Genomic DNA, 17986 nt, shown 5'->3' on the forward strand with positions numbered 1-17986 from the left:
TTGTTCAGCCGCGGCAGCGCCGCGTGCACAGGTCACGCACGCCGCCGCATGTGGTTTCGTTGTTGCACGCTTCACTGGACGAATGCACCGACCGTGAAGAACGGGTTGTACTTGTTGTTGTTCATGAGCATCGCGTACACGTTGCCCACCTTGACCGCCACGCCGGTGTCGCCCGCCTTGAACAACGCGACGTTGCCGCTGGCGCCTTGCGCGTTGAAGTCGTTCTGCGCGGTCACGATCAGCTTGCCCGGCGAGGTTTGCGTGTAGTCCAGGCCGAACTGCGCCGTCACACGCGAGGTGAGCGGGTTGATGAAGGCCGCGGTGCCGTTCTGGAACAGCGTTGACGTGTAGTTGGCGGCCAGCGTCGACACGGCCGTGCCGTCACTGCAGTTGCCGGCATTGGCGTGGAAGAAGCCACCGCTAAAGGAGCCCGACAGTTCCGGGTGATCGATCGTCGCGTTCAAGCCGTTGCCACTGGCAGGCGCACCGCTCGGACCGTTGTTACTGACCACGCCGCAAGCCGAGCCGCTGGTCGCCCCAACATAGCCACCCTTGAGCGCGTTGGCCGGGATCGCCGTCGCGGGCGACAGGATCGAGATACCGATCTGGTCGTCCGCCACCGAAGCCAGCAGGTTCGTCGCATCGCTATGCGAGTAGCCGACACGGATCACCACCGGCACCACTTGCCCGTTGAGCTTGCCGGCGATGAGGATGCCCTTGGCCTGGCTTGGCGCCAGCAGCACCAGCGGCGAGACCTGGCCGACATACGGATACGGCACGCTGCCGCTGGTCGGGTTGCTGACGAACACGTTGTCCTGCGAGCCATCGGTGTTCTGACGCAGCGTCCAGGGCGTGCCCGTCGTGTGGCACGAATAGTCGATGCCTTCCGCGGTACACGTGCCGTCTGCGTTCAACGTCTGCGTCCAGTTGACAGCGTCAGGCTGCCAACCTTGCGGTGCCGAGGTCTGGCTGCCCGAGCCCGTGGGCGTGACGTGCACGCCGACCTGGTTGTAGCGCCCCGCGACCTGCGAGAAATCCGTCACCGTCTCGGAGAAGCCCAGGAACGGATAGAAATCAAACGTTCGCGAAGGCACTGCGCCAATCACGACGCCGGGAATCGGCTGGATGCCGTCGAACTGGATGGTCGCCCCCGGAATGCCGCCCCCCACGATGCCCTGACCGACAAACAGCATCGGCGGGTCTTGCGGATTGACGGTGATCGCGTAGCTGTTGTCGGCCGTCTTGCCCGACTGCAGCACGAAAGCGCAGCGGTTCTGCTCTGGCGTCGGCAAGTTGGTCGGATGAACGAACGTACCGTCGATGGTCAGCCCCTTGCGGGTCGTATTGATCTGTCCCGCCGAAGTCGGCACCGACGATTCCAGAAACTGCATCTGGTACGTGTTCTTGCTCGTATCGAACTTGACCTTGATGTACTCGCCGCTGCCCGAGCCGCCGGTGTACGTGGTCGTGTAGTCCAGCGCCGCTGGGCACAGACTGGTCGGCGTGCTGGGTGTGGTGACCGCTCCGCTAGGCGGGCAGGAACTGCCCGAACACTGCGCAACATCCGACGAGCCGGGGTCATCCGCCCCACCGCACCCGCCGATAAACGGCATGGCCACTATGCAACTGGTTGCCATGACAACAAAAAGATGATGTCGACTACCCATGGTTGTCTCCTCACGTTTTGGAACTTGTTGTGTTTTGGGCCGGCGAATGTGTGCAACAGCCGGTCAATACCCCGCCTGCCGGCAAACGACAGCCGACAGCGCACGACCTGCCCCGTCGGCAGATCGACCTGCAAACTACAAAAACGGCGGACGAGCTTTGGCCGCGTTACCCGATGGTTTACCGGGTATCACGCAGATCGGCAGGGTGCCGATCCCAAGAAATCGAGGTAATGCTGCTAGCGTGGACGAGCCTCGCCACCGCTGCTGCAGTGACGACGATGGCGGTGACGCGCGTGGGCACGCGCAGAAGCGGAATGCTGGAAGGGCCCGTTTTGAATGCGTAACATCCTGTGTCTCCGAAGGGTACGCTACTGGCTATTTACTTATCGTTATGGCCGAAACTATGGTCCGCTCAGAGTATGAAGTAAATAGAGATTTCATTCAAAACAGCGACCGCAATCCCCCGCGCAAGCAGGCGCGGCGCGGTTTGGCGGTTTTTCAAACGAGGGAATGAAACGGTTTCGTTTGAAGCGTTTTAAACTACCCCCTCCGATTGGGGGAATGCCAACGCAATGCGGTGTTATTCAATTATTTCGAAATGAATATATTTCGCCGAAACTCACTGAAGTAGCAAAATACGATCCCGTGACAATAACGCGCGCAAGGCGAGAGAAAGCCGCCAGATAAAAACGGCACGCAAACGCGGATGAAGGGAAAAAAGGCGGGAGAAGAAAGATGGTGGGCCGGGTGGGATTCGAACCCACGGTGTCCTTTCGGAGGCGGATTATGAGTCCGCTGCCTGCAACCAGCACGGCGTCCGGCCCTGTGAAACGGGAAAAAAAGAGACCCGGCGCTTAGGCCGGGCCTGGTGCGGGATTTTACCTGAAAGTGGGCGCGAGCCCACTCGGAAAATCGCCTGCTTCGCTACAGAATCAGCTCCCCTCGAGGAAGCTCTTCAGCTTGTCGGAACGGCTCGGATGGCGCAGCTTGCGCAGTGCCTTCGCCTCGATCTGACGGATACGCTCGCGGGTCACGTCGAACTGCTTGCCGACTTCTTCCAGCGTGTGGTCGGTGCTCATTTCGATACCGAAGCGCATGCGCAGCACCTTGGCTTCGCGCGGCGTCAGCGAATCGAGCACGTCCTTCACCACGCCGCGCATGGAGCCATGCAGCGCCGCTTCGGCCGGAGCCAGCGTGTTCGTATCCTCGATGAAATCGCCCAGATGGGAGTCGTCGTCGTCACCGATCGGCGTTTCCATGGAGATCGGCTCCTTCGCGATCTTCATGATCTTGCGGATCTTGTCTTCCGGCATCTCCATCTTCTCGGCCAGCGTTGCCGGATCCGGCTCGTTGCCGGTTTCCTGCAGAATCTGACGCGAGATGCGGTTCATCTTGTTGATCGTCTCGATCATGTGCACCGGAATACGGATGGTGCGTGCCTGGTCGGCGATCGAACGCGTGATGGCCTGACGGATCCACCACGTGGCGTACGTCGAGAACTTGTAGCCGCGACGGTATTCGAACTTGTCCACCGCCTTCATCAGGCCGATGTTGCCTTCCTGGATCAGGTCGAGGAACTGCAGACCGCGGTTCGTGTACTTCTTGGCGATCGAGATCACCAGACGCAGGTTGGCCTCGGTCATCTCGCGCTTGGCTTCACGGGCACGGCGCTCGCCTTCCGACATCTTGCGGTTGACGTCCTTCAGCTCGGTCAGCGGCAGCACCACGCGCGCCTGCAGGTCGATCAGCTTTTGCTGCAGTTCGTGCACGGCCGGCACATTGCGCTCGACGATGGTGCTGTACGGCTTGCCATCAGCCACCACGGTCTCGATCCACTTCAGGTTGGTCTCGTTGCCCGGGAAGCGCGCAACGAAGTCGCCGCGCGGCATGCCGCACTTGTCGACCACGATGTTCAGGATGGCGCGCTCGAGCTTGCGCACTTCGTCCACCTGGCCGCGCAGCGTGTCGCACAGGCGCTCGACGTTGCGTGCCGTGAAGCGGATCGTCATCAGCTCGGCCTGGATGGCTTCCTGTGCCTTCACGTAAGGCTTGGACTTGTAGCCTTCCTTCTCGAACGCACGACGCATCTTGTCGAACTGCTCGCCGATCACACCAAACTTGACCAGCGCAGCCTGCTTGAGCTCTTCGAGTTGGCGGGCCGAGGCTGCGGCAGCGCCGGCGCCTTCATCGTCCTCGTCTTCCTCTTCGTCGACCTCTTCTGCGGCTTCCTCTTCCTCGAATTCCTCTTCTTCCTCAGCAGCAGCGGCTGCATCGGCTTCAGCGTTCGGGTCGATCAAGCCATCGATGTACTCGTCGATCTTGGCTTCATCGTTGGCAACGCGCTCGCCCATGGCGAGGATTTCAGAGATGGTGACCGGGCACGCCGAGATGGCCATGACCATGTCCTTCAGGCCGGCTTCAATGCGCTTGGCGATCACGATTTCGCCTTCGCGCGTCAGCAGCTCGACCGTGCCCATTTCGCGCATGTACATGCGGACCGGGTCGGTCGTGCGGCCGAATTCGGAGTCAACCGTCGACAGCGCGGCTTCAGCTTCTTCTTCAGCCTCTTCTTCCGTGGTCACGGAAGGTGCGTTGTCGTTCAGGAGCAGCGTTTCAGCGTCCGGCGCCTGCTCGTACACGGCAACGCCGATGTCGTTGAGCGTGGCGACCAACGTTTCCAGCGACTCCACGTCGACCATGTCGTCGGGGAGGTGGTCGTTGATTTCGGCGTAGGTCAGGTAGCCGCGCGATTTGCCCAGCTTGATCAGCGCCTTGAGCTTCTGGCGGCGAGCCTCGAGCTCTTCTTCCGAACCGCCTTGCTGCGAGGCAGCGAATTCCTTGAGCAGGGCTTTTTCCTTGGCCTTGCGGTCACGGGCCTTCAGCTTTTCGGTTTTCGGTGCCGGAGCGGCGGGGGTGTCAAATTCTTCAGTCACGTCCGTGCTGCTGTCGTCGTCTGCCTGCGTCTCTGCCTTGGGCTTGCGGCCGCGCTTCTTGGGCTCGGCTGCTGCCTCGGCGCGGGGCGCGGGAGGAGTTGTGGGGGTGGCCTCTGCCTGGGCGGTGCGCTTGGTGTCTTCCGCGGTTGCCTTGGCTGGCTTGGCTGCGGTGCTGGTACGAGCAGTACCCGTCTTGGTTGCGCTTGCGCTGGCAGTGGTCTGCTTGCTCTCGACTTCGGTAACTTTCGATTTCGCCACGGTGGTTGTCTTGCCCTTGAGTGCGACGGAAGCGGCTGTGCCGCCAGGTCTGGCGCTCGTGCTCATCGACGTCGAGACCTTGCCTGAGGTTGAAGATTGGATCGCGCCCTTTGTGCGCGCTGTCGATTTGACAGTCTTGGCGGCGACAGCGATATCGGCGGTCTGGCGCGGCTGGGTTTTCCCCGTCTTTGCCGGCGCAGTGGCCTTCACTCCTGTCGATCCTGCCTGCCCCATATGGGTCCGACCATTCGCGACTTTCGCCGTTCCCGCTGGGGTCTTTCCTCCTCCCGAGCCGCGCGCCGATGAGGATCGCTTGGCAGAATCAGAAGCAGGACTGGCCTTGGAACCGGCCTTCGCGGAGGTCTTCACCTTCACCATGGGCACGCTCACTCCCCCAAAAATGGGAAAAAGGACTTGCAATCCAAACCGGCTATTCTAGCACGCCAGACCAAGCCGGTCTAAACGAAAATCGGGTTTTCGCCTGAAAAATCAAGGGGCTACCCGCAATTGCCCGCCCAGCTTGGCGGTTGGCTCTGCAGCCCATGCACTACACGAGCTGTCGACGGCGGCTGATTTCGCCCACGAGCCAGCGCAGGCGCTCCTTGTCTTCGTCGCCGGCATGGCCGGCTTCCATCTTGCGCTGCAACATCTCCAGCTCGCGCTTGAGTGGCTCGGCGAGCATCTTTTGCACGGCGGTATCGAATTCGGAAATGGCCGGCTCCAGTTCAATGTCATCCTGGAGAACGGCGGTACGCAGCGCGGCAAAAGCTTCGGCCTGGGGCGTCTGACCAAGTCGCTCGACAAAGGCCCCGAAGTGCACTTCCGGACCGACAGCATCGCATTCGGCCAGCAAACCCGCCAACACCTCACCTTGGGGCAATTGTGGCGCAGTCAACTGCGTGCGGGCATCGGCGTCGAGCCGGGCGGCCAGTGCGGGATAGCGCATGAGCAGGCGAAGCACCTTTTGCTCCAACGCGGTGGGTGCAGTGCGCGCCACGCGCGGGCGCTTTTGTGTCATGCGGCCCGCTTGGGCCGGGTCGCTGCGAAGGCCGCATAGCGCTTCGATGTCGGCGGGCGTGGTGCCTGTCATGTCGGCTAGGCCGCGCACGATCTGGAGGCGCAGGCCGCCGGCAGGCATGGCACTCAGCAGCGGCTTGGCTTCGTATTGCGCGCGGGCACGACCCTCGGGTTGACGCATGTCGAGGTCTTCCGTCACGGCCTGCAGCAGGAAGCGCGACAGCGGCATCGCGTTGTGCACTTCACGGGCGAAGGCCTCGGTGCCCTCTTCCCGCACGAAGCTATCCGGATCATGCTCCGAGGGCAGGAAGAGAAACTTGATCGTCTTGTTGTCGGTAGCGTGCGGCAGGCACGCTTCGAGCGCACGACGTGCAGCACGGCGCCCCGCACTGTCCCCGTCGAACGAGAAGATGACGGTATCGACCTGCCGCAGCAGCTTCTGCACGTGGACGGGCGTGCAGGCCGTGCCCAGTGTGGCCACCGCATTGGCAAACCCGAGCTGCGCCAGCGCGACGACGTCCATATAGCCTTCCACGACCAACACATAGTCGAACTCGCGGATGGCGTTGCGCGCCTCGAACAGGCCGTACAGCTCGGTGCCCTTGCTGAACAGCGGCGTTTCGGGGGAATTGAGATATTTCGGCTCGCCCTGCCCCAACACCCGGCCGCCAAAGCCGATCACCACGCCCTTGGTATTGCGGATGGGGAACATGATGCGATCGCGAAAGCGGTCGTACCGGCGGTGCGAGCCATCGGCGCTGGTCTTCTCGCTTTCGATGACGAGCCCGGCCTCGATAAGCGGTGCGGCGGTGGCGTCTTCGCGATACGGACCGAACACGGCTTCAAGCGATTGCCAATCGTCCGGCGCATAGCCGAGGCCGAAGTGCGCGGCAATCTCGCCAGTCAGGCCGCGGCCTTTTAGGTATTGGATGGCGTTGGGTGCACTGCGCAGTTGCTTGCGGTAGTGCTCACAGGCGCGGGCCATGACGTCGCCCAGTGCGACAGTCTTGGCTTGCTGCTCGGCCCGCGCTGCAGGCGGCAAGCCACCGCGCTCTTCGGGCACCACCATGCCGACGGACTGCGCGAGGTCCTTGATGGCCTCGACGTACGATTGCCCGGAAAACTCCATCAGGAAGCCGATGGCCGAACCGTGCGCGCCGCAGCCGAAGCAGTGATAGAACTGCTTGGTGGGCGACACCGAGAACGACGGCGACTTCTCGTTATGGAACGGGCACAGCCCCATGAAGTTGGCGCCGCCCTTCTTCAACTGCACGTAACGGCCCACCACGTCGACGATATCGACGCGGTTGAGCAGGTCGTCAATGAACGGCTGCGGGATCACGCGGGGTGCGCCCCTTGGATGCTGCGAGTGTGGAAGGGATTCAGGCGCCAGCCAGAGCGGCCTTCACGCGTGCTGAGACTTGCGTCATGTCGGCGCGGCCGGCCAGGGCGGGCTTGAGGATGCCCATCACCTTGCCCATGTCTTGGGGGCCAGTTGCGCCAGCCTTGGCCACGGCGTCACGCACGGCGGCGTCGACTTCAGCCTCCGACAGTTGCGCGGGCATATAGACCTGCAGCACGGCCACCTCTGCCGCTTCCTTGGCGACGAGATCGTCACGGCCGGCTTGCTCGAATGCGGTGATCGAATCCTTGCGCTGCTTGAGCATCTTGTCGATCACGGCCAGCACGGCAGCATCATCCAGTTCGATGCGCTCATCCACCTCGCGCTGCTTGATGGCAGCCTGCAACAGACGGATCGTGCCCAGACGATCTGCTTCCTTGGCACGCATGGCGGCCTTCATGTCTTCCGTGATCTGTGCCTTGAGGGACAACTGCGACATTCTGAACTCCGATAAACGGCAAAACCCGCTTGGACGGTGGGCCCAGCGGGTTGCAAACTTTGAAAATGGATCACTGATCGTAGCACAGAACCCAAACAGTTCCAGGACCGATCCGTGGGGGATCAGCGGGCGGACGCAGCCTCCCCCGCCGCCACGGCCGAGGCCCACGCCCACTGGAAGTTGTAGCCGCCAAGCCAGCCCGTCACGTCGACCACCTCGCCGATGAAGTACAGGCCCGGCGCAGATTGCGCCTCCATGGTGGCGGATGACAGCGCGCGCGTGTCGACCCCGCCGCGCGTCACTTCGGCCTTGCGATAGCCTTCACTGCCGGACGGTGTCAGCTCCCAGCGGTTCAGCGCGCCGCCAAGTATGCGCAGCACCTTGTCCGGCAACTCGGCAATCGGCGCCTGCGGGTTGGCACCGTGCGTGGCGCACCACGCCTGCGCGACGCGTTCCGGCAAGCGCTGCGCCAGCACCGTCCCGAGTTGCTTGCGTGAGCCCGACTTCTCATCGCACAGCCACTGTGCGGCGTCAGCGTCGGGCAGCAGATCGATGACAAGCGGCTGGCCCGAATTCCAGAAGCTGGAGATCTGCAGCACGGCTGGGCCGGACAGCCCACGATGGGTGAGCAGCAAGTCTTCGCGGAACGTCGTGGCGCCGCCCTTTCGACCGCCCTTGCCCGCAGGCTGCTCAACGGTCACATCCACTTCCATCGACACGCCGGACAATGCCGAGAACGGGGCCCAATGCTCGGCATTGAAGGTAAGCGGCACCAGCGCCGGATGCGTCTCAACGATCTTCAACCCGAACTGCCGCGCGATGCGATACCCGAAATCCGTCGCGCCGATCTTGGGGATGGACAAGCCGCCCGTGGCGATCACCACCTTGTTGGCGACGATCTCACCTGCGCTGGTCGACAGACGATATGCCTCGCCGTCCTTGCCGATTTCAGCGATGGAGCAGCCGGTTCGCCAGGTCACATTGCCCCGCTCGCATTCCGTTTCGAGCATGCGGATGATGTCTTCCGCGCTGTCGTCGCAGAAAAGCTGGCCCTTGTGCTTCTCGTGATACGGAATGCGATAGCTGGAAACGAGGCTGACGAAATCCTGGGCCGTGTACCGCGCCAGCGCCGAGCGACTGAAGTGCGGATTGTTCGACAGGTAGTTGGCCGGCCCCGCGTTGACGTTGGTGAAGTTGCAGCGCCCGCCGCCGGAGATGCGAATCTTCTCCGCCAACTTCGTCGCGTGATCGATCAGCACCACGCGTGTGCCGCGCTGGCCAGCCACAGCCGCGCACATCATCCCGGCCGCGCCCGCGCCGATCACCGCTACATCGCACCGCATCATGATGGCTGCGCCGCCCTATTCTTGAAGAAACCGCGCATTTTAACTTGTGCTATCTTCGGCGGCCTTCCCATTGCAATTCCTCACTCCCGCTTGCCATGCTGGTTCTCGGCATCGAATCCTCTTGTGACGAAACCGGCGTCGCCCTGTACGACACGGCGGTTGGCCTGCGCGCCCATGCGCTGTATTCCCAGATCGCCATGCACCGCGAATACGGAGGTGTGGTGCCCGAGCTGGCCTCGCGCGATCACATCCGCCGCGTGATTCCGCTGCTCGAAGAGGTGCTTGGCAAAGCCGGCGCCACGCGCGCGGACATCGACGCCATTGCCTATACAAAAGGCCCGGGGCTGGCGGGCGCGCTGCTGGTGGGCGCTTCGGTGGCGAATGCGCTGGCGTTTGCGCTCGGCAAACCGCTGGTGGGCGTGCATCATCTGGAGGGGCATCTGCTTTCGCCCCTGCTGGAGGCAGACCGGCCTGAGTTTCCGTTCCTGGCCCTGCTCGTCTCGGGCGGGCATACGCAGCTGATGCGCGTCGATGGCGTCGGCCAATACACTCTGCTTGGCGAAACACTCGACGACGCCGCCGGCGAAGCCTTCGACAAGACCGCCAAGCTGCTCGGCCTCGGATACCCGGGCGGCCCTGCCGTGTCGCGCTTGGCCGAATTCGGCAACCCGGGCGTATTCGACCTGCCTCGGCCGATGCTCCATTCGGGCAACTTCGATTTCTCGTTCGCGGGCCTCAAGACTGCGGTGCTCACGCAAGTGCGCAAGCTCAACCTGACCGACAGCGAGACCTGCTACCAGCCACGCGCCGACCTTGCTCGCGCATTTGTCGACGCCATCGTCGAAGTGCTCGTCAAGAAGACGCTGCGCGCGGCACGCGAACATGGCCTCAAGCGCATCGTCGTGGCGGGTGGCGTGGGCGCCAACCGCCAGTTGCGCGATGGCCTGAACGCCGAGGGCAAAAAGCGCGGCCTGCGCGTCTATTACCCCGACCTGCAGTTCTGCACCGACAACGGCGCCATGATTGCCTTTGCCGGGGCAATGCGGCTGCAGGCCGACCCCACCCAGGTGCAGGACGGCTACGGCTACGGCGTGACACCACGCTGGGACCTCGAAGACATCCGTATCCAGCAAGCATGAAAAAAGCCGCTCGGTTGAGCGGCATTTTTCTTTGGCGCAGCGTCGATTACTTATCGGTGCGCTTGTCGCGCTCGATCAGCGCATAAGCACTGTGGTTGTGGATCGACTCGAAGTTTTCAGCTTCCAGCGTGTAGGCCACGATGCGGTCGTCCTGGTTCAGGCGCATGGCGATATCGCGCACCAGGTCTTCCACGAATTTGGGGTTTTCGTACGCACGCTCGGTCACGAACTTCTCGTCCGGGCGCTTGAGCAGGCCCCACAGTTCGCACGATGCCTCCTCTTCGGCCATGCGAATCAGCGATTCGACCGGCGTATCGGCGGCCAGCTCGGCGTCGATCGTGATGTGCGAGCGCTGATTGTGCGCGCCGTATTGCGAGATCTTCTTCGAGCACGGGCACAGGCTCGTCACCGGCACCAGCGCCTTGACACGGACCGTAGTGTGGCCGTCGCGCACTTCGCCAATCATCGTCACTTCATAGTCCATCAGCGATTGCACGCCCGACACCGGGGCGGTCTTGCTGACGAAATACGGGAAGTGGACTTCGATGCGGCCGGCGTCGGCTTCGAGCTTCTCCAGCATCTTTTCCAGCAGCAACTGGAACTGCGCCAGATTCAGCGGCTCGCGCTCTTCTTCGAGCAGCGCGACGAAGCGAGACATGTGCGTGCCCTTCTGGTCAGCCGGAAGATGCACATCGAGGTTGTACGTGCCGACGGTGTTCTGCACGCCCGAGGGGGTCTGCAGCGACATCGGGTAACGCACACCGCGCACGCCAACGCGCTGAATGGGGATCTGGCGGGTATCGTGGCTGGACTGCACGTCCGGCATCGCGAAAGCTGGGTTCATATCGTTCATGATCGGTTTCCTTTACGGTCGCCCGGCCATCGCAGTCGGCCGGTACGCAACGAGTGTGAAACCGCGGAACCTGGCTGACGGTGACCACCCCTCAAGTGATCGAATCGGCCAATCCCGCGACTGCGCACACAATTCACAAATAAGACTGGCGGAGTGTAAAAGAAATTTCCTACCTCTGCAGTCAACTACTCATACCCGTGGATGCAATACGGGTGATTGATTCTGCCTATGGCTCAAAGCCAAAGGTGACTCAGGCGACGCGCGGGGCTGCAGCGCGCGGCTGTACGGCAAAGCGCTCGCGGATGGAGGCGAGGATGCCGTTGGCATCCAGCCCGCATTGCGCCAGTAGCGCTGCATGATCGCCGTGGTCGACAAAGCGGTCGGGTAGGCCGAGCTGCAGCACCGGCGTAGCGACACCTGCGGCAGCCAGCGCTTCCAGGCAGGCGCTGCCTGCACCGCCCATCACGCAGCCTTCCTCCACGGTGACCACGTAATCGTGCGTGCGGGCCATTTCGAGCACGCAGGCCACATCGAGCGGCTTGACGAAGCGCATGTTGACGACGGTCGCGTCCAAACGTTCAGCCGCTGCCAAAGCCGGGGCAACCATTGAGCCAAACGCCAGAATCGCCACGCGCTGGCCTGCCGGAGCCGTGGAAGCGCGACGCACTTCGGCCTTGCCTACCGGCAGCGGCTCCAGCGTCGGCTGCACCGCCACGCCCGTGCCTGCACCACGCGGATAGCGCACTGCTGCCGGGCAGTCCTGCGCAAACGCGGTGCTCAACAGCTGGCGGCATTCGTTCTCGTCGGCCGGCGTCATCACCATCATGTTGGGGATACAGCGCAGGTAGGCAATGTCGTAAGCGCCTGCGTGCGTGGCGCCGTCTGCACCGACCAGACCGGCGCGGTCCAGCGCAAACACCACCGGCAGGTTCTGAAGTGCGACGTCGTGGATTAACTGGTCATAGCCGCGCTGCAGGAACGTCGAATAGATGGCGACAACAGGCTTCAGCCCCTCGCACGCCAGGCCGCCAGCAAAGGTGACAGCGTGCTGCTCGGCGATGCCGACGTCGTAATAGCGGTCCGGAAAGCGCTGCTCGAACTCCACCATCCCAGAGCCTTCGCGCATGGCCGGCGTGATGCCCACCAGCCGCTTGTCGGCCGCCGCCATATCGCACAGCCATTGGCCGAACACTTGCGTGTACGTGACCTTGGCCGGGCGCCCGGAAGGTTTGATGCCCTCTTGCGGGTTGAACTTGCCCGGGCCGTGATAGAGGATTGGATCAGCCTCGGCCAGCTTGTAGCCCTGGCCCTTCTTGGTGACGACGTGGAGAAACTGCGGGCCACCACCTTCGCGTGCGCGCTGGCGGATGTTCTGCAACGTCGGCACGAGCGACTCGAGATCATGTCCGTCGATCGGGCCGATGTAATTGAAGCCGAACTCCTCGAACATCGTGGCCGGCACGAACATGCCTTTGGTGTGTTCCTCGAAGCGCTTGGCGAACTCCAGCACCGGCGGCGCCACCGACAGCAGCTTTTCCACGCCCTTCTTGGTGGCCGCGTAAAACTGCCCGCTCATCAGCCGCGCGAGGTAGCGATTCAGCGCCCCCACCGGCGGCGAGATCGACATGTCGTTGTCATTCAGCACGACCACCAGCGGCAGGTCTTTATAGACGCCCGCGTTGTTCATCGCCTCGAAGGCCATACCGGCGCTCATCGCGCCGTCGCCAATCACGGCAATGGCGACGCGATCTTCACCCTTGGTCTTGGCGCCCAGGGCCATGCCCAGCGCAGCCGAAATCGACGTGGACGAGTGCGCGGTGCCGAACGTGTCGTACGGACTCTCGCTGCGGCGCGGGAAGCCGGAGATGCCGTCCAACTGGCGTAGCGAGCCCATCTGGTCGCGGCGGCCCGTCAGGATCTTGTGCGGATAGCTCTGGTGACCGACGTCCCACACGATGCGATCTTCCGGCGTGTTGAAGACGTAATGCAGCGCGATGGTCAGTTCGACCGTCCCCAGGTTCGACGACAGATGGCCGCCCGTTTGAGAGACGGAATCGAGCACGAAGGCGCGCAGCTCGTTGGCCAGCGGCCCGAGTTGGCGGCGGTCCAGTCGGCGCAGGTCGGCCGGATCGTCGATGGTGTTCAGAAGTTCGTACGTCATGTGGGACCGCCGCTCAGGCGTTTTGGCAAAGACTTCTACCGTCTATGCAATGTTGTTCAGTGGCCACGCCGCACGATCAGGTCGGCCATTTCGACCAATCGATCGGTACGGGCTTTGCCCGATTCGCGGGCAAGTTGGGCAACCGCCGCACCCGCTGCGGCGTGCAGCTCGTCGGCCAGTGCCCGGGCCTTGTCCAGCCCGAGGATGGACACGTAAGTCGGCTTGTCGTTGGCCTCGTCCTTGCCAGCGGTTTTGCCCAGCGTGGCGGTATCGGCGGTCACATCGAGGATGTCGTCGACCACCTGGAACGCGAGACCGACCGCGCCGGCATAAACATCAACCTGCTCCAAGGCTGCGGCATTCACGCCAGCACAGAGCGCGCCCATCCGCAGACTCGCCCGCAGCAAGGCACCGGTCTTCATGCGATGCATTGCCTCCAATTCGTCCTGAGACAGCGCAATGCCGACGCTTTGCAGATCGATCGCCTGACCGCCCGCCATGCCGAGCGAACCGGAAGCGCGCGCCAATTCAGCCACCAACACTGCACGCGTCGCCTGGCTCACGGCGCACAGCTCAGCCAACACGATGAACGCCTGCGTCTGCAAGGCATCACCCACCAGCAGTGCCGTCGCTTCATCATAGGCGCGATGCACGGTCGGGCGGCCCCGGCGCAGGTCGTCGTCGTCCATGCACGGCATATCGTCGTGAACGAGCGAATAGGCATGGATCATCTCCACCGCGCAGCTTACGCCGTCGAGTGCCTCAGGCGATGCGTCGCCCAGCGCACCAGCGGCGTGCGCCAACAATGGGCGCACACGCTTGCCCGCACCTAGCGTGGCGTAGCGCATGGCGGCATGCAGGCGTTGCGGCGAGACGGTTTCGGCCGGCAGCGCGCGCTCGAGTGCACCTTCCGTGCGCGCGACCACAGACGCCATCCATTGGGCGAAATCACTCATGCATCGCCTTGCTCGTTGGCGCTGCTGTCGTCGGATAACGGCTTCAGGGCATCGCCATCAAGCACGCGCACCTGCTGCTCGACGCGTTCCAGCACCTGCTGACAGTATTTGACCAGCTCGGCTCCGCGTCGATACGCCGCAAGCGAGGCTTCCAGCGGCAATTCACCGGATTCCATGCTGGCGACGAGGGTTTCGAGTTCCGCCATGGCCGCCTCATAGGAAGCGGGCGTAGCAGAGGGAGTGGCGGACGCGCTGCTGGAGGCGTCGTTTGAGGCACGGGGCATGCCGATTGCGAATCAGAAAAGGACAATCTGGCATTTTACGGCAATTCCGCGTGCGTTCCGCGCACATCCCGCAAGGCGCGGGATAGCGGTTTGCGCTGGCAAGGCGGGGCATCGTCAGCCTGACGGTCGGGCGGCTGGAAGCGGAAAGGGTTCGAAAATCAGGGACTTATCAATTTCTCTGGGGTACAATCGCCCCCTTTCCTCCAAAGGCCGGGCCGGTGTACGCCGCTCCGCACGATGGTTTGGGTCTGTTGGCCCATTGAACGTATGGTCGTTGGCCCAAGCGGGGGCCAGCAAGCGCTCGTTTCCTACCTCAACAGACCCTAGGCCACCTGCCGATGGCGTCCTTTCCCAAATCGATCTTGTCGATGGTTGGGTTGTTCACTGCTTTCACCGTTATTGGGAGTGGGGATAATGTCCAATCTCAGCGCCGCACTGAATTTAGTGCCGTCTGAAACCCAGTTGCCCGTCTCTGCTTACTTCGACGAGGCGCTGTATCAAACTGAAATCGAACGTCTGTTCAAACATGGCCCCGGTTACGTCGGCCATGAGTTGATGGTCCCGGAAGTTGGCGACTATCACACGCTTGCCGCCGAGGCCGAAGGCCGCGTGCTGGTGCGCAACCCGAACGGCGTCGAACTGCTCTCCAATGTGTGCCGGCATCGGCAGGCAATCATGCTCAATGGGCGCGGCAATGCCCAGAACATCGTCTGCCCGCTGCATCGCTGGACGTACGACCTGAAGGGCGACCTGCTGGGCGCTCCGCACTTCGAGAAGCAACCATGCGTGCATCTGTCGCGCTCGCCGCTGCAGAACTGGAACGGCCTGCTGTTCGAGGGTAAGCGTGACGTGCGCGAAGACCTTGCACGCCTGGGCGTGGCGCGTGATCTCGATTTTTCCGGCTACATGCTCGACCACGTCGAGGTGCACGACTGCAACTACAACTGGAAGACCTTCATCGAGGTGTACCTCGAGGACTACCACGTCGTGCCCTTCCACCCAGGCCTGGGCCAGTTCGTCTCGTGTGACGACCTGGAATGGGAATTTGGCGAGTGGCACAGCGTGCAGACGGTCGGCATCCACGCCAATTTGCGCAAACCCGGCACACCGGCTTACCAGAAGTGGCATGACGCCGTACTGCGCTTCAACAACGGCGAGATGCCGAAGTACGGCGCGGTGTGGCTCACGTATTACCCGAACGTGATGGTCGAGTGGTATCCGAACGTGCTCGTGGTGTCGACGCTGCATCCGATGGGCCCGACAAAGACACGCAACGTGGTCGAGTTCTATTATCCGGAAGAGATCGTGCTGTTTGAGCGCGAATTCGTTGAAGCCGAGCGCGCCGCCTACATGGAAACGTGCATCGAGGACGACGAGATCGCCGAGCGCATGGACGCCGGACGCCTCGCCCTGCTCAAGCGCGGCACCAGCGAAGTTGGCCCGTACCAATCGCCCATGGAAGACGGCATGCAGCACTTCCACGAGTGGTATCGACGCGTGATGGACTACTAGGCGACGACTGAAGGTAGGCATCCGCCGGCTTCCGCGTCACAATAGGAACGGTGCAGCCCTCACAGGCCGCACCGTTTTTTTTCGCCCTCGCCCCCTCACCATGCCTGCCGACACTGCAACCGCTGCTCAGACTGCCGCCCAGACGGCCGAGAGCTCCTCTCGCCAATCGCTGTGGATGATCCTCGCCGCATTTGCCTTCTCGGCGATGGGCGTGTGCGTAAAACTGGCCTCGGCGCATTACAGCACCGGCGAGATCGTGTTCTACCGCAGCGTGATCGGCATGACGCTGATGGGCGCCATCCTGGCCAAGACCGGCGCGGGCATCCGCACGCCCTACCTCATGGCGCACATCAAGCGCAGCGTGTTCGGGGTGACGTCTCTCCTGCTGTGGTTCACGTCGATCAGCCTGCTGCCGCTGGCGACGGCCATGACGCTGAACTACATGTCGCCGGTGTGGATTGCGCTGATCATCGGCGCGGGTGCGGCAATGGCTGGCAAAGCCGCGGGCGCCGACAAGAAGATGGTGGCTGCAATCCTGATGTCGTTTGTCGGTGTGCTGTGCCTGCTGCAACCCAGCGTGGGCGGCGGGCCGTCCCAGCTTGCCGGCGGCATGGTTGGGCTGGTGTCGGGCGTGTTCACGGCCCTCGCCTATGTGGAGGTCCGCCAACTGGGCGACCTGGGCGAGAACGAGGCACGCATCGTGTTCTACTTTTCCTTGGTGAGCGCAATTGCTGGCGGCGTCTGGATGCTGATAGGCGGCGCGCAGCCGCATACGTTGCACAGCGCGGCGCTGCTGCTGGCGGTCGGGCTTCTGGCCACGCTGGGCCAGACCGCCATGACGCGTGCCTACAAACGCGGTAACACGCTGCTGACTGCTAACCTGCAATACACCGGCATCGTCTTTGCGAGCGGGTGGGGTATGTTGCTGTGGAATGACCACCTGAACGCGCTGTCGTGGGCGGGCATGGCACTCATCATCGGCAGCGGCATCGTGACTACCGTCATGCGCGCCCGTCAGTCGGGCACCGAGCATCCGACGCCGCAGACAGCCGTGTCCGGCCCGGAAGCCGAGATTCACCCAGAAGTTTGATCGACCCAGGAGATTGCCGCCATGAGCGAACGCGCTCACTACGCCACCCTCATTACCGCACCGCAACTGGCCGCCCTGCAGCAGAGCGCCCCCGAAGCGGTGGTCGTCATCGATTGCAGCTTTGACCTTGCCAACCCCGCCGCGGGGCGCGATGCGTATCACGCCAGCCATGTGCCCGGCGCGTTCTACATGCATCTCGACAACGAGCTATCGGGCCCGAAAACCGGCACGAACGGCCGCCACCCGCTGCCCGATGCAGAAGCCTTGGTCGCGCGCCTGCAGGCACTGGGCGTCAACGACGACACGCAAGTCGTCGCGTATGACCGCCAGGGCAGCATGTACGCCGCGCGCCTGTGGTGGCTGCTGCGCTGGGTCGGCCATGCCGATGCGGCCGTGCTAGATGGCGGCCTGCAGGCCTGGGAAGCCGCGCACTTCCCCGTCGACCAGATCGTGCCCGAAGAACCGCAGCTCAACGCCACGCCCGGCAACATCACGCGCAAGCCCTCGCTCGTGCAGATGGTGACTGCAGATATCGTGCAGAAATACCTGGGCCACGCCGACAAGCCCGTCGTCGATGCCCGCGCCCCCGACCGCTACCGTGGCGAGAACGAAACGCTCGACCCCGTTGGCGGCCACATCCCGGGCGCACGCAATCGCTTCTTCCGCGACAACCTGCAGGCCGACGGCACGTTCAAGCCTGCGGAACAATTGCGTGCCGAGTTTGATGGCGTGCTGGCCGGTGCCCGGCCGCAAGACGCGACGCTGCAATGTGGCTCTGGCGTAACCGCCTGCCACAACGCATTGGCCATGGAGATCGCCGGCCTGACGGGCGCAGCGCTCTACGCCGGCTCGTGGAGCGAGTGGTGCAGCGACCCATCGCGCCCCGTGGCGACGGGGCCGAATCAGTAATCTGCGAATCTGGCGTGCAG

Annotated in this window: 14 protein-coding genes and 1 tRNA gene; 5 read left to right on the forward strand and 10 right to left on the reverse strand. The window is 63.1% G+C overall.

Features of this window, described 5'->3' with window-relative positions; all coding sequences use genetic code 11:
- Positions 1–71: 71 nt before the first annotated feature.
- The 3 genes from NKG59_RS14440 to rpoD form a co-directional block, all read right to left on the reverse strand.
- On the reverse strand, positions 72–1667 hold the full coding sequence (locus NKG59_RS14440) for a DUF2957 domain-containing protein (protein WP_253538007.1): 1596 nt from the start codon (positions 1665–1667) through the stop codon (positions 72–74).
- Positions 1668–2403: 736 nt separating this feature from the next.
- Positions 2404–2491, reverse strand: a tRNA-Ile gene (locus NKG59_RS14445).
- A 108-nt stretch (positions 2492–2599) separates the two neighbouring features.
- On the reverse strand, positions 2600–4924 hold the full coding sequence (rpoD, locus tag NKG59_RS14450) for an RNA polymerase sigma factor RpoD (RefSeq protein WP_253538010.1): 2325 nt from the start codon (positions 4922–4924) through the stop codon (positions 2600–2602).
- On the opposite strand from rpoD, the gene NKG59_RS26470 reads away from it, so the two are divergent.
- On the forward strand, positions 4917–5297 hold the full coding sequence (locus NKG59_RS26470; RefSeq protein ID WP_253538013.1) for a hypothetical protein: 381 nt from the start codon (positions 4917–4919) through the stop codon (positions 5295–5297). The genes rpoD and NKG59_RS26470 overlap by 8 nt on opposite strands.
- Positions 5298–5405: 108 nt before the next feature.
- Here the strand turns inward: NKG59_RS26470 and dnaG are convergent, their stop codons facing one another.
- The 3 genes from dnaG to NKG59_RS14470 all read right to left on the reverse strand — a co-directional run bounded on the left by dnaG (position 5406) and on the right by NKG59_RS14470 (position 9062).
- Positions 5406–7217, reverse strand: a complete 1812-nt coding sequence (gene dnaG, locus NKG59_RS14460) for a DNA primase (protein ID WP_253538015.1) — start codon at positions 7215–7217, stop codon at positions 5406–5408.
- Between the two features lie 40 nt (positions 7218–7257).
- Positions 7258–7707, reverse strand: a complete 450-nt coding sequence (locus tag NKG59_RS14465) for a GatB/YqeY domain-containing protein (protein ID WP_045206257.1) — start codon at positions 7705–7707, stop codon at positions 7258–7260.
- 131 nt (positions 7708–7838) lie between these two features.
- Positions 7839–9062, reverse strand: coding sequence for a BaiN/RdsA family NAD(P)/FAD-dependent oxidoreductase (locus NKG59_RS14470; protein ID WP_045206061.1), 1224 nt, complete (start codon positions 9060–9062; stop codon positions 7839–7841).
- 95 nt (positions 9063–9157) lie between these two features.
- On the opposite strand from NKG59_RS14470, the gene tsaD reads away from it, so the two are divergent.
- On the forward strand, positions 9158–10201 hold the full coding sequence (tsaD, locus tag NKG59_RS14475) for a tRNA (adenosine(37)-N6)-threonylcarbamoyltransferase complex transferase subunit TsaD (RefSeq protein ID WP_045206060.1): 1044 nt from the start codon (positions 9158–9160) through the stop codon (positions 10199–10201).
- 46 nt (positions 10202–10247) lie between these two features.
- Here tsaD and folE2 read toward each other — a convergent pair whose 3' ends face one another.
- The 4 genes from folE2 to NKG59_RS14495 form a co-directional block, all read right to left on the reverse strand.
- Complete coding sequence (gene folE2, locus NKG59_RS14480; RefSeq protein WP_045206059.1) at positions 10248–11054, reverse strand: GTP cyclohydrolase FolE2; 807 nt, start codon at positions 11052–11054, stop codon at positions 10248–10250.
- A 250-nt stretch (positions 11055–11304) separates the two neighbouring features.
- The gene (dxs, locus tag NKG59_RS14485; protein ID WP_045206058.1) at positions 11305–13215 is read right to left on the reverse strand and encodes a 1-deoxy-D-xylulose-5-phosphate synthase; all 1911 of its coding nucleotides are present in this window, start codon (positions 13213–13215) and stop codon (positions 11305–11307) included.
- Between the two features lie 56 nt (positions 13216–13271).
- The gene (locus NKG59_RS14490) at positions 13272–14171 is read right to left on the reverse strand and encodes a polyprenyl synthetase family protein (RefSeq protein WP_045206057.1); all 900 of its coding nucleotides are present in this window, start codon (positions 14169–14171) and stop codon (positions 13272–13274) included.
- Complete coding sequence (locus NKG59_RS14495) at positions 14168–14455, reverse strand: exodeoxyribonuclease VII small subunit (RefSeq protein ID WP_045206056.1); 288 nt, start codon at positions 14453–14455, stop codon at positions 14168–14170. The genes NKG59_RS14490 and NKG59_RS14495 overlap by 4 nt, the downstream gene beginning before the upstream one ends.
- A 414-nt stretch (positions 14456–14869) precedes the next feature.
- Between NKG59_RS14495 and NKG59_RS14500 the strand changes: the two genes are divergently transcribed.
- From NKG59_RS14500 to NKG59_RS14510, 3 genes are all read left to right on the forward strand, one after another.
- Complete coding sequence (locus NKG59_RS14500) at positions 14870–15967, forward strand: aromatic ring-hydroxylating oxygenase subunit alpha (protein ID WP_045206055.1); 1098 nt, start codon at positions 14870–14872, stop codon at positions 15965–15967.
- A gap of 100 nt (positions 15968–16067) precedes the next feature.
- Complete coding sequence (locus NKG59_RS14505; protein ID WP_253538018.1) at positions 16068–17057, forward strand: DMT family transporter; 990 nt, start codon at positions 16068–16070, stop codon at positions 17055–17057.
- A 21-nt stretch (positions 17058–17078) separates the two neighbouring features.
- Positions 17079–17966: a sulfurtransferase gene (locus NKG59_RS14510; protein ID WP_253538021.1), complete on the forward strand. Its 888-nt coding sequence runs from the start codon at positions 17079–17081 to the stop codon at positions 17964–17966.
- Positions 17967–17986 lie beyond the last annotated feature (20 nt).

This window comes from Ralstonia chuxiongensis, assembly GCF_024158925.1.
Lineage (GTDB): Bacteria > Pseudomonadota > Gammaproteobacteria > Burkholderiales > Burkholderiaceae > Ralstonia > Ralstonia chuxiongensis.